The organism is Nostoc sp. NOS(2021) (assembly GCF_017115025.1).
In the GTDB taxonomy this organism is placed as follows: domain Bacteria; phylum Cyanobacteriota; class Cyanobacteriia; order Cyanobacteriales; family Nostocaceae; genus Nostoc.
This window is the reverse complement of the sequence record NZ_JABXKM010000099.1, coordinates 30333-44464: the sequence shown is the minus strand read 5'-3', so window position 1 is coordinate 44464 and position 14132 is coordinate 30333. Positions and strand designations below refer to the sequence as shown.

13 protein-coding genes and 1 CRISPR repeat array (1 of these 14 only partly in view) are annotated in these 14132 nt (G+C 41.8%); of the genes, 7 read left to right on the top strand and 6 right to left on the bottom strand.

Annotated elements, in window-relative coordinates; genetic code table 11:
- Positions 1-125: 125 nt before the first annotated feature.
- The 7 genes from HWQ41_RS12170 to HWQ41_RS12140 all read left to right on the top strand — a co-directional run bounded on the left by HWQ41_RS12170 (position 126) and on the right by HWQ41_RS12140 (position 9116).
- Positions 126-1292 (top strand): glycosyltransferase family 4 protein, encoded by a 1167-nt coding sequence (locus HWQ41_RS12170; protein ID WP_292763000.1) that lies wholly within the window; start codon positions 126-128, stop codon positions 1290-1292.
- 64 nt (positions 1293-1356) lie between these two features.
- Positions 1357-2349 carry a glycosyltransferase family 2 protein gene (locus tag HWQ41_RS12165; RefSeq protein ID WP_292762998.1) on the top strand — a complete coding sequence of 331 codons (993 nt, stop codon included), beginning with the start codon at positions 1357-1359 and terminating at the stop codon, positions 2347-2349.
- 136 nt (positions 2350-2485) lie between these two features.
- Positions 2486-3709, top strand: coding sequence for a glycosyltransferase family 4 protein (locus HWQ41_RS12160; protein ID WP_292762997.1), 1224 nt, complete (start codon positions 2486-2488; stop codon positions 3707-3709).
- Positions 3627-4556, top strand: a complete 930-nt coding sequence (locus HWQ41_RS12155) for a glycosyltransferase family 2 protein (protein ID WP_292762995.1) — start codon at positions 3627-3629, stop codon at positions 4554-4556. Before HWQ41_RS12160 ends, HWQ41_RS12155 begins: the two co-directional genes overlap by 83 nt.
- A 178-nt stretch (positions 4557-4734) precedes the next feature.
- Positions 4735-6183: an O-antigen ligase domain-containing protein gene (locus HWQ41_RS12150; protein WP_292762994.1), complete on the top strand. Its 1449-nt coding sequence runs from the start codon at positions 4735-4737 to the stop codon at positions 6181-6183.
- Positions 6184-6215: 32 nt separating this feature from the next.
- Complete coding sequence (locus HWQ41_RS12145; RefSeq protein WP_292762992.1) at positions 6216-7337, top strand: glycosyltransferase family 4 protein; 1122 nt, start codon at positions 6216-6218, stop codon at positions 7335-7337.
- A 129-nt stretch (positions 7338-7466) separates the two neighbouring features.
- Positions 7467-9116, top strand: a complete 1650-nt coding sequence (locus HWQ41_RS12140; protein WP_292762990.1) for a GMC family oxidoreductase — start codon at positions 7467-7469, stop codon at positions 9114-9116.
- A gap of 282 nt (positions 9117-9398) precedes the next feature.
- Here HWQ41_RS12140 and HWQ41_RS12135 read toward each other — a convergent pair whose 3' ends face one another.
- The 6 genes from HWQ41_RS12135 to HWQ41_RS12110 all read right to left on the bottom strand — a co-directional run bounded on the left by HWQ41_RS12135 (position 9399) and on the right by HWQ41_RS12110 (position 12641).
- On the bottom strand, positions 9399-9536 hold the full coding sequence (locus HWQ41_RS12135) for a DUF1902 domain-containing protein (protein WP_292762987.1): 138 nt from the start codon (positions 9534-9536) through the stop codon (positions 9399-9401).
- Positions 9537-9747: 211 nt separating this feature from the next.
- Positions 9748-10107 (bottom strand): type II toxin-antitoxin system RelE/ParE family toxin, encoded by a 360-nt coding sequence (locus HWQ41_RS12130; protein WP_292762985.1) that lies wholly within the window; start codon positions 10105-10107, stop codon positions 9748-9750.
- Positions 10104-10334, bottom strand: coding sequence for an addiction module protein (locus tag HWQ41_RS12125; protein WP_292762983.1), 231 nt, complete (start codon positions 10332-10334; stop codon positions 10104-10106). The genes HWQ41_RS12130 and HWQ41_RS12125 overlap by 4 nt, the downstream gene beginning before the upstream one ends.
- A 253-nt stretch (positions 10335-10587) precedes the next feature.
- Positions 10588-10725 carry a hypothetical protein gene (locus HWQ41_RS12120; RefSeq protein WP_292762981.1) on the bottom strand — a complete coding sequence of 46 codons (138 nt, stop codon included), beginning with the start codon at positions 10723-10725 and terminating at the stop codon, positions 10588-10590.
- Positions 10726-10884: 159 nt separating this feature from the next.
- Positions 10885-11484: a DOMON-like domain-containing protein gene (locus HWQ41_RS12115; protein WP_292762978.1), complete on the bottom strand. Its 600-nt coding sequence runs from the start codon at positions 11482-11484 to the stop codon at positions 10885-10887.
- On the bottom strand, positions 11481-12641 hold the full coding sequence (locus HWQ41_RS12110) for an aminoglycoside phosphotransferase family protein (RefSeq protein ID WP_292762975.1): 1161 nt from the start codon (positions 12639-12641) through the stop codon (positions 11481-11483). The genes HWQ41_RS12115 and HWQ41_RS12110 overlap by 4 nt, the downstream gene beginning before the upstream one ends.
- A gap of 585 nt (positions 12642-13226) precedes the next feature.
- Positions 13227-14132: a CRISPR direct-repeat array (repeat unit 36 nt; unit sequence GTTTCCATCCCCGTTAGGGGAAGTGGTTATGTAAAG); it runs 7 nt beyond the window's last position.

The window sequence follows — 14132 nt, the reverse complement described above, 5'->3', positions numbered from 1 at the left end:
AAATCAATTTTCCCAAATATTTGCAACAGATAAATCGGCTGTAGGGACGTACATCTCTACGCCACTACCTATGTATCTATATCAGGGATTTGGTGAAATGGTATTGCTGAACAATAACGGAAAACATGTACCAGAAAATATTTGATCAAGACCTGATTTACCAATGCTCTAATTTTGAGGTAGGTGAAGGCGGAGGTGTTGAAACTTATTTAGCTTCTCTGTTTGAACATCGACCACATGATGTTAGCGATCGCGTGATAAAATCGCTCAATAATGTAGATCAAAGCCAGTTCAAATTGCTGCACATTCACAGCCCAGATTTGCTATTGCAGCTTACAGGCGAATGTCCTACCATATTCAGCGTTCATAATCACTCATTCTACTGTCCTAGTGGCACAAAATATTTAGCAGAGCAGCGGACAATCTGCGATCGCAACTTCTCTTACTTAGGTTGTATCCGGGGTAAATTAGTAGATAAATGTGGTAGCCGTAAACCATTAAGAACTCTTAAAGAACTTCAAACTACTCATCATTTTTTAGATGTCTTAAAAAAGATAAAAATTACTTTCATTGCTAATAGCGAATATGTGCGGCAACAATTGATTCAAAATGGTGTACCCCCAGAACAAACTGTAACGCTACACTGTGGAATCTCTATACCACAAATAGCAACTGCACCCCTAAGTTTAGAAGTCCACCAAAATCATAGAATTTTGTTTGCGGGACGGATTGTTTCTGATAAAGGTCTGGAATGGTTACTCAAAACCTTAATACATACAGACCCACAAATTCAACTTGATATCGCAGGTGAAGGCTGGGAACGACCACGGTTAGAAAAGTTAGCAAACACCCTCGGATTGAATAACCGGATCACTTGGCATGGTTGGTGCGATCGCAATAAAATAAATAAACTTTATCAACAGTGTTTTGCAGTCATCTTTCCCAGTGTTTGGCCTGAACCTGCCGGTCTTGTAACTCTAGAAGCTTATGCTCGTTATCGACCTGTAATTGGTAGTGCAGTCGGAGGGATTCCAGAACATTTACGAGATGGAGAAACGGGTATTCTTGTTCCAAGTAATAATATCCAAAAGCTGACTGATGCCATTAATGAGTTGTATATAGATAATCAAAAAAGCCGATATATGGGTGAACAAGGTCATGCTTTATTGATGAAGGAATTTACAATGGATACTCATGTAAAAAATCTGCGAACAATTTATGCAAAAACAATAGCTGAATTTCCTTCTAGAGCGAAAAGTTTATATAGATATAGCATCCCTCAAGCTAAATAAGTTTAGTTTAGTCAAAACATCAAATAGTGCATCTTTTACCTATGAAATATAAAGGGAGAAAAATATGTCATTGCATCAAGAATACCAACAACCTTTAGTTAGCGTTATTATCCCCACCTATAATCGACCAAAGTATCTCAAGCAAGCGATCGCTAGTGCTATAAAACAAACCTATCTAAACATTGAAATTATTATTTCTGATAATTGTAGTTCAGAAAACCCCCAAGCACTTGTCGCATCTTTTAGTGATTTACGCATCCGATTTTGGCGACATCAGCAAAATGTAGGTATGTTAGCTAATCAGCAACACGCCTTCAAAATGGCGCGAGGTAAATATCTTGCTAGTCTCCATGATGATGATATCTGGAATGAAGACTTTTTAGCAAAGCTTGTACCACCACTAGAAGCAAATTCTGAGTTAATTCTCGCTTTTTGTGACCAATATATCATAGATGCAGATGGCATAATTAAGGATGCTGGAACTGAAGAAAATACACGCGGTTACAAGCGAGATAAACTAACACCAGGAATTCATCAACCTTTCTATAAAATTGGGTTAATAGATAAAAGTATACCGACTGCGGCAGCTTGTGTGATCCGCAATATTTTTGTGAATTGGGATAGTATTCCCTCAGAAGTTGGCGGTATGTGGGATTTATATTTAACCTATATTTGCTGTATATCTGGTTATGGTGCTTACTACTATCCAGAAAGATTGACGCGATATCGTGCCCATGAGCAAACTGATACTATGCTCAGTGGTAGTCGAGATGTGCAAGCAAAAATCCGCAAAGCTAAAAGCGAAATGTTTTGTTATCAAGTCTTTATGGAAGACGCTCGTTTACAGGAATTTAGGACATATTTTCAACAGAAATGGTTGGAAGCTAATACAACTTTGGGAATTGGTTTGCTACGAAGTGAACAGATGGCAGCAGCACGTCCTTATTTTTGGCAGGCATTGAAAAAACAAAAGTTTAATCTGCGAACTATTGCCGCACTTAGTCTTAGTTTTGCTCCCCGATTTTTAGCCAGTAAGTTAATGAAAATATCAGAATAATATAACAGTATTCTTTGAGTTGTAGAAAGTAATTTTTTTAACTAACCGCAGAGACGCAGAGAGAATAAGAATAAGATTATTTTTAATTCTTACTTTCCGCCTTTGCCTGAGATTTTATTATTAAGGAAGGTAGTGTATGAAACTTTGTATTGTTACCCATAAAATCAAAAAAGGTGATGGTCAAGGTCGGGTAAATTACGAAGTTGCTCAAGAAGCAATTCGTCGTGGTCATCACCTGACATTATTAGCTAGTGAAGTCGCACCAGAACTAGAAGACAATAGTCAAGTTGATTGGGTTAAAATTCCAGTCAAAGGCTATCCTACAGAATTTGTTCGTAATTTCATATTTGCCCAAAAAAGTGCAGATTGGTTACGTCAAAATCGCTCTGGCATTGATTTAGTTAAAATCAATGGAGCAATTAATCTGGCTGCGGCTGATGTGAATGCTGTACATTTTGTCCACAGTTCATGGTTGCGATCGCCTGTTCATATTTCCCGCAACCGCCGCGATTTGTATGGTTTCTACCAATGGCTGTTTACGGCTTTTAATGCCCGTTGGGAAAAACAGGCTTTCCAAAAAGCGCAGGTTGTCGTAGCTGTATCCGAAAAGGTAGCTCAGGAATTAGTCAACATTGGTGTACCGCGTTCTCGGATTCGCGTAATTGTCAATGGCGTTGACTTAGAAGAGTTTGCCCCTGGTGAAAGCTCCGGCCTAGCCCGGTGTAGGCATCGCCAAAAATTAGGTTTACCAGAAAACGTTACCCTAGCACTGTTCGCCGGAGACATCCGCACACCTAGAAAGAATTTAGATACAGTGTTGCACGCCTTGGTGAAAGTTCCCGATTTACATTTGGCGGTGGTCGGTCATATCGAAGGTAGCCCTTTCCCACAACTGGCAGCATCATTAGGGTTAAGTAAACGCGTGCATTTTGTCGGATATCGACGTGATATCGCCGAAATTATGCGCTCAGTAGATTTATTTGTTTTTCCTTCCCGATACGAAGCTTGCACCCTCGTATTGTTAGAAGCACTTTCTTCAGGACTGCCAGTAATTACTGCCACAGCTACCGGAGGTGCAGAGTTAGTGACACCAGAATGTGGCATCGTCTTACCTGACTCAGATGATATCGATGCTTTAGCTCTGGCGTTGATGTCTTTGGTGAGTGTAGATGCCGTGATGCAACAGATGGGTCAAGCTGCTCGCTCTGTGGCAGAACAATATAGCTGGACTACGATGGCACAAACTTATGTGGATCTATTTGAGGAGTTAAGCAAGAATGCGGAACACCGTTCTCATACCGACTTATCGCCGTCCACAAGACCTCTCACGCTGCCTTTTGGCGCTACAGGAGCAAATTAAACCTGTTGATCAGGTGATAGTGGTTGTCCGCGATACAGATGCAGAAACTTGGCAATTTCTCGCCCAATTCAACGCACACAAACTGCCACTGCATACTGTGAAAGTGACACAACCGGGGGTAGTAGCAGCCCTCAACGCCGGACTAGCAGCAGTGGAGGGCGATATTGTTTCTATTACTGATGATGATGCGGCTCCCCACCCGGATTGGTTAGAGCGCATCGCCGCTTACTTTACCTGTGATAGTCGTCTCGGCGGTCTGGGAGGACGTGATTGGATACACCACGGCAGCAAATTAGAAGACGAATCCCGTTTAGTAGTCGGACAGTTGCAGTGGTTTGGGCGAGTGATTGGCAACCATCATCTGGGAGTAGGAGAACCTCGTGAAGTCGATGTTCTCAAAGGTGTAAATATGAGTTTTCGTACCCAAGCAATCGGGCAATTACGCTTTGATAAGCGGATGCGTGGTGCAGGAGCGCAGGTACACTTTGAAATGGCATTTACTCTGGCATTAAAGCGGGCTGGTTGGAAGATAATTTATGATCCTAACGTTGCTGTAGATCACTATCCGGCACAACGTTTTGATGAAGATCAGCGAAATAACTTTAATGAAATTGCCTTTATTAATTTAGTCCATAATGAAACCTTAGTTTTATTAGAGCATCTGCCATTTATCCGCCGGATTGTATTTTTATTCTGGGCAGTATTCGTGGGTACATGCGATAGTTTAGGTTTAGTACAATGGCTGAGATTTTTACCTAGCCAAGGGCAGTTGGCTGGTAAGAAGTTATTAGCATCCTGGCGTGGGCGTTGGCAAGGATATAAACAATTCATAATTCATAATTCATAATTCATAATGAATTCAATTTCTTCTCTAATAGGACTGACGCAAAACTACACGCGGTAGGGGCAATTCATGAATTGCCCCTACCTAAAAATCAGGGTTTCAGTTGCATAAGTTGAGGAACGAAACCCAACCTACGAATATTCTTTCAAGCAGCCAAATTTATATGCGCGTCTAAAATTGAATGAATTCTAAGCAGATACTTTTCAATAGTTTTTTACAAGAAAGCTATTCTCCTGAAGAGCGATCGCAACAGGGTTGGATGGCGATCGCAGGCTTTATACTACTAACTGTAGTTTGCTATTTTGCTGGTGCTACTGCCGCATTGCGCCTAATTTACCCGGTAACAGCTTTAATAGTAGGCGTATTTTTATACTTGCGGCATCCCATTCTCTACATCAGTTTTACCTGGTGGATCTGGTTTCTCACGCCCTTAGCTACCCGCTTAGTTGACTATCGGGTGGGCTGGGACCCTACCCGTCAAATGCTCATAGCACCTTATTTAGTGGTGTTTGTAACCATAGGAACTTTCTTAAGACACTTTCCCCGCGCCTCTCGCCAAGGGGCTTTGCCGTTTGTTTTGGCTTTTATCGGAGTGTTTTATGGCTTTCTAATCGGTCTGATTTACAATCCACCTATCCCTGTAGCACGCGGATTGATGGATTGGCTCAGTCCGATCATTTTCGCTTTTCACTTATTTATAAACTGGCGAGATTATCCCAGCTATCGCCAGAACTTTCAGCGAACATTCCTCTGGTGTGTGTTGATTTTAGGAACTTATGGCGTATATCAATTCGTGGTAGCTCCTGAGTGGGATAGGTACTGGCTTATACAATCAAAATTATTCATGAGTTCTGGAAACCCTGTGCCTTTCGGGATGCGCGTCTGGAGTACATTGCACTCAGTCGGCCCCTTTGGTTCTGTCATGCAAGCTGGTTTACTGTTGTTATTTACTAGTTCAGGAAACTTAATTTTTCCAGCTTCAGCTGTTGGTTACTTGTCCTTCCTGTTGACACAAGCACGTACTAATTGGGGAGGCTGGTTATTTGGAATAATTATGATTATGGGTTCAGTCAAGGCCCAGATTCAAATGCGCTTAATCACCATAATCGTGGTGATGGCAATTTGTGTTGTGCCATTAGCAACTATTCAGCCAATTTCTGGGGTTTTAGCAGCCCGTTTGCAAACTTTTTCTAATCTTCAAGAAGATGGCAGCTTTAAAGATAGATCGGGAAGTTACGACAAAAACCTTGGTTTAGCTCTTTCTAATGGTCTAGGTAACGGCTTAGGAAATATTTGGAAGGTCAATGAAAAAACTGGTCAAATTGAAGTAGTGGTAATTGATAGTGGCATTTTAGATATGTTTTTCACCCTTGGTTGGTTTGGAGCCATCTTTTATATGGGTGGATTAATTTTGTTAATTATTAGTGTTAGCAGCTATGGTGAAGGTCGTTTTGATAGTTTTGTCAGTGCTGCCCGCGCCATTGGTATCAGTTCTTCTGCACAGTTAGTTATTGGTAGCGGCATGTTGAGCGTCGCAGGGATGATTCTTTGGGGATTTTTAGCTATGGCTATGGCAGGACATAAATACTATAGCAATCCTCAGATTGCCTACAAGAAGTCCGAGTTCTGATTATTACAAATTAAATAGGATAGTTATAGATTATGAAAGTAATTATTGTAATGCCACTAGCCGAGCAACGAGGTGGCGGTGAAATGATGCTTTGGGATTTGGTGCAGCAGGGACGTAATGCCGGTGTTGAGTGGCTGGTGATATTTTTAGAAGACGGCCCGATGGTAGAAGAAGTAAAGTCCCTCGGTATTGATGCGCGAGTTGTGGAAAGTGGACGTTTACGCCAAATCCACCGTTTTATTGCTGCTGTTTTTCGGATAGCTGCGATCGGCCGCCGCGAACGTGCAGATATAATTGTCAATTGGATGTGGATCACGCATATATCTGGAGGCTTGGCGGCGATGCTGGCGGGCTTGCCTGCTGTGTGGTATCAACTAGAAGTGCCTAGTGATCAGACTTGGTTGGTACGAATCGCTACTTTAATCCCAGCGCGGGCAATTATCACCCTCTCGCAAGATGGCAAGCAAGCACAGGCAGAGATTTGGCCCCACAGACCAACACCTTTAGTTTATCCTGGTGTCGCATTAGACCGATTTGAGCCTAATGCTTTACCTTCTCCTGAAGAAGCACGGCGGAAGTTGGGTTTACCTTTACACGGGCCGTTGATTGGAATTGTTGGACGATTGCAACGATGGAAAGGAATGCATGTACTGGTGCAAGCGATGCCCAAAATTTTACAGAAGTATCCCGATGCCCATTGTGTAGTGGTTGGCGGTAAACACGATTTGGAACCGGATTATCAGGACTTCTTAAAAGCAGAAATTGCCGCATTGGGCTTGAAAGACCAAGTAATTATGGCTGGGCTACAGCGTAATATCCCGGAGTGGGTGCAGGCGATGGATGTATTTGTTCATGCATCAGATAAAGAGCCGTTTGGGATTGTGATTATTGAGGCGATGGCGCTGGGTAAACCTGTAATTGCTGGCAGTGCAGGCGGCCCGACAGAGATTATTACCGATGGCATGAATGGACTATTAACACCTTACGGCGATGCGGATAAATTAGCGATCGCAATTCTCCGCTATCTTGACGAGCAAGAATTTGCCCAGAGTGCGGGAATAGCTGCACGACAACGCGCCCTCGATTTCTCAACGCAGAATTATGCCCAAAATTTTATTAATGCAATTCGTTCTGCGATACCGAGTGTTTCATAGGCTGAATGAAACGGTAAACTTCTTGCAAAAGTCAATTTTATGAAAATAAAACCACAGATTTACATCAATTAATTATCTATGTGCTTCTGTGGTTAAGAATAATAAATTAGATTGAAAGGAATTAAATTAATGTTGATTGATAGCCGGAAATTGCCAATAGATGAAGTTATCAATACCGAAGTTTGTATAGTTGGTGGTGGCCCAGCAGGAATTACACTTGCACGAGAATTAATTGGGCAAGACTTTCAAGTTTGCTTACTAGAAAGTGGCGACATGGAATTTAATCAAGAGACTGCATCTCTTGGTGAGGGTGAAACTGTTGGAGATCCTTTTCCACCACTGCAAGATATGCGTCATCGTCAATTTGGTGGACTAGCTAATGTCTGGAATATTGAAATCAATAAAAATCAACTTGGTCTGAGGCATGTGCCGTTAGACGAAATAGATTTTGAAAAACGAGATTGGATACCATACAGTGGCTGGCCTTTTAGTAAATCTCACCTGAATCCATTTTATGAACGTGCTCAAGCGGTTTGTAAACTCGGTTCTTTTGCTTATGAAGCTGAGGCTTGGGAAACTGCTCAATCTCCTCGGACACATTTCACAAGTGATCGAGTTACTACTAGTATGTTTCAGTTTGGCCCACGCGATATTTTCACCAATGAATATCGCCACCAAATTAATCAATCTCCTAATATCAGCACCTTTCTCAACGCCAACGTGGTAGAAATTGAGGCAGATGAAGCAGCCCAGACAGTGAAACGTGTACAAGTAGCTTGTTTATCAGGTAATAAGTTTTGGGTTGTTGCCAAAGTATTTATTTTAGCCGCAGGTGGTATTGAAAACGCACGTTTATTGTTGCTATCAAACCGAATTCAAAAGAATGGATTAGGCAATCAACATGATTTAGTGGGTAGGTTCTTTATGGATCATCCTTTTATCCGTTGTGGTATGCTTGTTCCGCAAAATCGCAAAATCTTTAATTCGATGGCTTTGTATGACTTACGTCGGGTGAATAATGTCGCAGTGATGGGAAAATTTGCCCTGACGGAACAAGTTATGCGCCGCGAAAAATTACTAAATATGACCGCGTTGTTATATCCTAGAGATCAAAGGTTTAGATCGGCAGCAAAGGCTTCTGCAAAAATTTTGTTCTCTTCAGTTCGACAAGGGCAGTTACCTAAGAATGTTTTTAAACATTTGCAAAATGTAATTACGAATATTGATGATTTAGTAGCTGATTGGTATAAGTATAATATCAAAAAAGAATATTTGTTCCCTGATTTGAGTCATGGAGGATGGTCTGACCATGAAGGTAATGAGCAGAAATATACAAAGTTTGAAGTTCTCAGCCAAACTGAACAAACCCCAAATCCAGATAATCGGGTGACACTCAGTAATCAACTAGACAAACTTGGTTGTCCTCAAGCAAAATTAACTAATCATTGGAATGAAATAGATATTTGCAGTGTGAAGCGATCGCAGTTCCTATTTGCAGAAGAATTTGCTAGTGCAGGACTGGGTGAGTTGCAGATTGAATTGGATGGAGATCGTCCAGTTGCTTCTCTTAGTACGCATCATAATATGGGAACAACGCGTATGCATGATGACCCAAAACAAGGAGTAGTAGATGCAAATTGTCAAGTTCACGGCATCTCTAATTTATTCATAACAGGTAGCTCTGTTTTCCCTACAGGAGGCTATGCTAATCCTACGCTTACCATTGTCGCCTTGGCAATTCGACTGGCAGACCATGTGAAAACTGAATTGTGTCAATAAGTATAACTTGGCGTAAAATCGTCACGTTTTAGATGTAGCGATCGCTATTCTCCACTTTCACAACTCAGATAGGATCGCGATCGCTCAACCGTCGAATGGCACAATTTTATTCAGAATAAGGAGTTCTGGAATCATTTCTCTGAGTTTTTCTGTAATATCATGTCCGCTTGATTACTTATTAAACCCGAAGAACCCCACCCCGCCAAAGCTGCGTTTTGTCTCCCCTCCCCGCCGGCGGGGAGGGGATTAAGGGGTGGGGTGCAATGACTATGGGAATCACAACTAATTACCCGGACATGATATAAGAGACTCAATCGTAGAAGCTTCTGTTACCAATCCCGGCACGTCTTCACTAGTTGCAACCCAAACTTCTGCATCTTTATCCCAAAATGCATGAACTTTCAATGTGTTTTGTGTCATGAGCGAGCGCTACACACAAATTTACGACGGTAATTCAAGTTTAAAACAATTGAATAGCTTCTTGAGTGAAGTATCACATCGTCTCAATATCGAGTGAAACGTAGCTAAAAGCTGATCTTCGCTATGGGTAATGCACTAACCAGTTCATACTCAAAATAAATGCGATCGCAATCTACTTCCAAAACTGGCGGATTGTGGTGATCGCTATTCTCTACGACTTTTCCAGTATCCAGACTCTCGACTGCAATCCTAACTTTTCAACAAATTGAAACGGCATCGGGCTTCTACGACTTTTCCAGTATCCAGACTCTCGACTGCAATGCATAACAGCAAGAATTAGAATGTAGTCTTGCTCGATTGTATAGATAATACCGTAGGGAAACTTTCGTGTCAGGCATCGTCGAGCGTCTTCATCGATTAGTGGACAGCGAGTCGGTGACTCCCTAATTTGATAAACTGTATCTTCCACTGCATCGATAAACCCTTGTGCTAACTCTACACGACTTTCGGCATAATATTGAACTGCTTGAGAATATTCAGTCAGCGCCTTAGGGTGAAATACATATTTCATTGTTCAAGAAGTCGCCTGCTCTGTGCTAATGCCTCGTCCCCTGGTATCGGCTCAACAGCACCGCTGCGGATTTCATCTCGCCGCCGTTTTGCCTCAGTCATCCAACCAGCCTCAACCATTGGATCAATGTCAAATTCTAGGCTTTCAAGCAGCTTTTCTGCCAGAAATGCTCTTGATTCACTTGGCAAAGACAATACTTCTTGTATCAGTTGTTCGATAGACAACATAATCACACAACTGGTGTTTAACTTCTGCTTTTAGTGTACCTCATTGATGAAGTACAGCCGATACAACTATGGGGAAACTAACCTATGGCGATGAGCGATCGCAATCTGCTTTCAAAACGCCCAATTACAGACGAGCAAATGTTGTACCTTACTAAATATTGGGCGATCGCATTCAAATTATGTATTTTCGGATTACATCTGGGCTATAAATATGATCTACATAAAACTTTAACTGGTCTAAATTGTTGTATTGCTATAAGTTGTAATCACCATTTATCGTTTGTAATACAGCAGCATAGTTTTTTTCTTTTTCATAAATAAATACTTCGTAAGCTGCTTCTTCTATATTATTAACTTGTGTCCAAGAATTATCAATAGGTGAAAAACTCAATTGGCTCAAAACAGGTAAGGTAACCTGCTTTTGGAAATTATTAGTATTTGTGGAATGAATTGAGATTTTTTCCCAAGACTAAAGGTACAGTATTTGCGCCTTTGCGTGAGACAAAATTCATCCCATCAATCAGCAACGCCGACATATTTAGGATAAATTTTATTTCCAGGTCAAGTCTAACAATTTAATTATGAAACTGTCTCGCAGATGAAAGTCAGCCTCCGCGCTTCGATGAGTTAACGCCCAGTAAGTCACCTCACCATCTTTATCTTTAATAACTGTAGTAATGCCAACTTCAATAGCTTGGTTTGCCGAGACGATTTTATTCAAATCGACATCCAACACAAGTGCTAAACCGTCGGCTTGATTCTGAACGCTAAACGGAAGTGTTGTAAAAGCTGTTTCCTCTTGCATTCCTTGACGGTAGCCATCAAAGCGATAGACATTCCAGTGTCCGGCAGGGGAGAGGTTGAATTCCCAATACCGTAGAGAATCTTTGATGCCAAGGAAGAACTCAAAGCAAGTGTCTTTCCACAATTCATGCTTGCGTGAGCGTGTATTTGATGGTGGAGCGATACCTTCTGTGCGAGACGCTACGCGAACGGTAGGCTTTGCCAACGCAATTTCTTTTAAATCGCCTTCAAGCACATAGCAGATGACAAGTTTATTACCATTTCGAGCAATATTGCCTGCAATTTTCAAATTAGGCAGAGATTTTGTAGAAGGGAAGGGTTGCAGAGAAAATGTCTGGTCGTTCATTTCATGTCTTTAATAATATTACGAATCTGCATTTCTTGAGATTCAATACTTTCGGTAAGCTTAAACTGGACGATCGCTCTTACCAAGTTATGTTCTGGGTGCTTAACTTTAAAGTAGACATTCCCTGCTAAATAATCAGCAAAAAATCTTAGTCCTAGTTCAAAGGTGATCAGACGAATCGCATCATATATATATGCATAGTCATTCTCAGTCAGAAACGCCTTTGCCACTGAGAGATAACCTTTTAGGATTCCCTGACACAAATCAGTATCAAAATAAATACTTTCCCAATTCTCAGTTTCTTCTCCAGCCGGATTGCAACCCGATCGCAAGCAATCACCAATATCATAATGTACCAGACCGGGTTTAACAGTGTCGAGGTCTATGACGCTGACGGCTTGCTGGGTAACAGTGTCAAACATGACATTATTAATTTTTGGATCACCGTGCATCAAACGCAGGGGTAGAATGCCTTCAACTTTGGCATTTTCTAGGATATGTGCAAAGGTTTGGCGATCGCTAACAAACTGCAAGCAATAATTAACTTCAGCAGATTGACGCGCCCTAGTTTTCGCCAATACTTCCTCGTAATGCTGGAGATAAAGTGGTGTAATATGGAACCCTTGAAGGGTGTCGGCAAGTTTTTCTGGTGGCAAATCGCTGATCAGATTGTGGAACATTCCCAAGGCATAACCGATTTCTTGCGCGTATGTGCGATCGCGCATAGTATCAAAGGACTGGGAACCTTCAATAAAGCTAATCGCCCGCCAAAAGGAGCCGTCTGCATCCCTCCAGTGGTCTTGAGCATCCTTGGTTAATAGTACGCGTGGTACTTCCCAGCGACGATTTAGGGGTGTGTGCTGCAACCGTTTGCGAACATGCTCAGTGAAGGTACGCATATTCTGCATAATCAGTTGTGGCTGACGAAATACCTGCGTGTTGATGCGTTGCAGGACAAAATGTTGTTCTTCTGAGGAATCTAGAGTTACTAAGAAGGTGTCATTGATATTACCACTTCCAAATGCTTTAACGCCTGTAACCTTCCCCCATTGGGCGAATTGGTTAGCGATGGCTGCGCCCGCCGTTCGCAAAGCGTCTCGAAGAGAAGGCATCGCAACCACATTTTCTGCGCCCTGCGTATTGAATTCTTCTGTCATGTTCGTGTTTGACCTGCACTACTCATCAAAGAGTCAAAATTGGTGTGATATTTTAGTTTAGCGACTGGAGCCGCCGTTGCGCTAGTTATCGATGTCCTGAACACTTATGATATTAAATTAGCTAGAAAATTATATGAATTTCTCAATCATGGAGATGTACTTTTAGAGGATAGAGCTTTCTGTGCTTATGCTGATATAGTTTCTATTAAAAACCTTGATTGTGATCCAGTATTGCGTAAACACCAAGCCCGGAAAACTTCCAAGTATGTAACGAAATCTAAATTCAGCACATATCTTACAAATTCGTTATTTCACCGTTTTTACAAAACTAAACATATATCAGTTTGATCGTGCCTACCTACTTACCTTTGAAACCGTGATAATAATTCCTCACGGTCAGCCTGTAAAAGTAAGACAAAATATTCTTACCTAGATAACTGCATTAACTGAGGAATAATCGCCTCTAATTCAGCATCTAAATTACCAAATCGTAACTTCAAAGGTCAAGGGATTGTCCTTGATGCAGTGTCCTGGAAGCGATCGCCGGAAAGTTCAGTGCCCTTTGCGATCGCTTTGTCTGCTTCAGTTTCCATCCCCGTTAGGGGAAGTGGTTATGTAAAGGTAAAAGTTCGACGTTTCAAGGGTTGTCCAAGGCGTTTCTATCCCCGTTAGGGGAAGTGGTTATGTAAAGACACGCTGTGTAGCCCAAACGGCTGGAAAAGTTGAAGTTTCCATCCCCGTTAGGGGAAGTGGTTATGTAAAGAAAGGTTTAGGAACTAGTATTGCGATGGTTGCCATGTTTCCATCCCCGTTAGGGGAAGTGGTTATGTAAAGAAATTGCATGATGTTACTATTCGGTTAGAAACACAAAATGGAGTTTCCATCCCCGTTAGGGGAAGTGGTTATGTAAAGGAAAGGGGCCAAATTGCCGTATGTGAATTGTTGCTGAATAACGTTTCCATCCCCGTTAGGGGAAGTGGTTATGTAAAGGGCAATTGTAGAAATTACATTAGTGATTTGTGTGTTTCCATCCCCGTTAGGGGAAGTGGTTATGTAAAGCAAGCATTTTTCAAGCAGCGCCTCCAAATTGGGTAAAGCGTTTCCATCCCCGTTAGGGGAAGTGGTTATGTAAAGTTAGTTATCACGGAAGTTTGCCCTCAGGCTTCGTAAAGTTTCCATCCCCGTTAGGGGAAGTGGTTATGTAAAGTTTATGTTCCTTATGTTCCAGCGCCATAACAGCGGGTTTCCATCCCCGTTAGGGGAAGTGGTTATGTAAAGTCAAAGGGAGGCAGCCGAAATGGCAAGAGACGCTGTAAAACGTTTCCATCCCCGTTAGGGGAAGTGGTTATGTAAAGAAAAATAGCTTTGTCAAAAACAAAGCTCACAATATAAAGTTTCCATCCCCGTTAGGGGAAGTGGTTATGTAAAGTCAAAGCGACTGGTTACAAAGTGATTGTTGTAGGTTTCCATCCCCGTTAGGGGAAGTGGTTA

Bases quoted from the DNA above. Each gene is read 5' to 3' on its own strand.
- HWQ41_RS12145 (WP_292762992.1), top strand. From the start codon at position 6,216: ATGAAAGTAATTATTGTAATGCCACTAGCCGAGCAACGAGGTGGCGGT.
- HWQ41_RS12140 (WP_292762990.1), top strand. From the start codon at position 7,467: ATGTTGATTGATAGCCGGAAATTGCCAATAGATGAAGTTATCAATACC.
- HWQ41_RS12170 (WP_292763000.1), top strand. From the start codon at position 126: ATGTACCAGAAAATATTTGATCAAGACCTGATTTACCAATGCTCTAAT.
- HWQ41_RS12150 (WP_292762994.1), top strand. From the start codon at position 4,735: ATGAATTCTAAGCAGATACTTTTCAATAGTTTTTTACAAGAAAGCTAT.
- HWQ41_RS12130 (WP_292762985.1), bottom strand. From the start codon at position 10,107: ATGAAATATGTATTTCACCCTAAGGCGCTGACTGAATATTCTCAAGCA.
- HWQ41_RS12125 (WP_292762983.1), bottom strand. From the start codon at position 10,334: ATGTTGTCTATCGAACAACTGATACAAGAAGTATTGTCTTTGCCAAGT.
- HWQ41_RS12155 (WP_292762995.1), top strand. From the start codon at position 3,627: ATGCGGAACACCGTTCTCATACCGACTTATCGCCGTCCACAAGACCTC.
- HWQ41_RS12160 (WP_292762997.1), top strand. From the start codon at position 2,486: ATGAAACTTTGTATTGTTACCCATAAAATCAAAAAAGGTGATGGTCAA.
- HWQ41_RS12115 (WP_292762978.1), bottom strand. From the start codon at position 11,484: ATGAACGACCAGACATTTTCTCTGCAACCCTTCCCTTCTACAAAATCT.
- HWQ41_RS12165 (WP_292762998.1), top strand. From the start codon at position 1,357: ATGTCATTGCATCAAGAATACCAACAACCTTTAGTTAGCGTTATTATC.
- HWQ41_RS12110 (WP_292762975.1), bottom strand. From the start codon at position 12,641: ATGACAGAAGAATTCAATACGCAGGGCGCAGAAAATGTGGTTGCGATG.
- HWQ41_RS12135 (WP_292762987.1), bottom strand. From the start codon at position 9,536: ATGACACAAAACACATTGAAAGTTCATGCATTTTGGGATAAAGATGCA.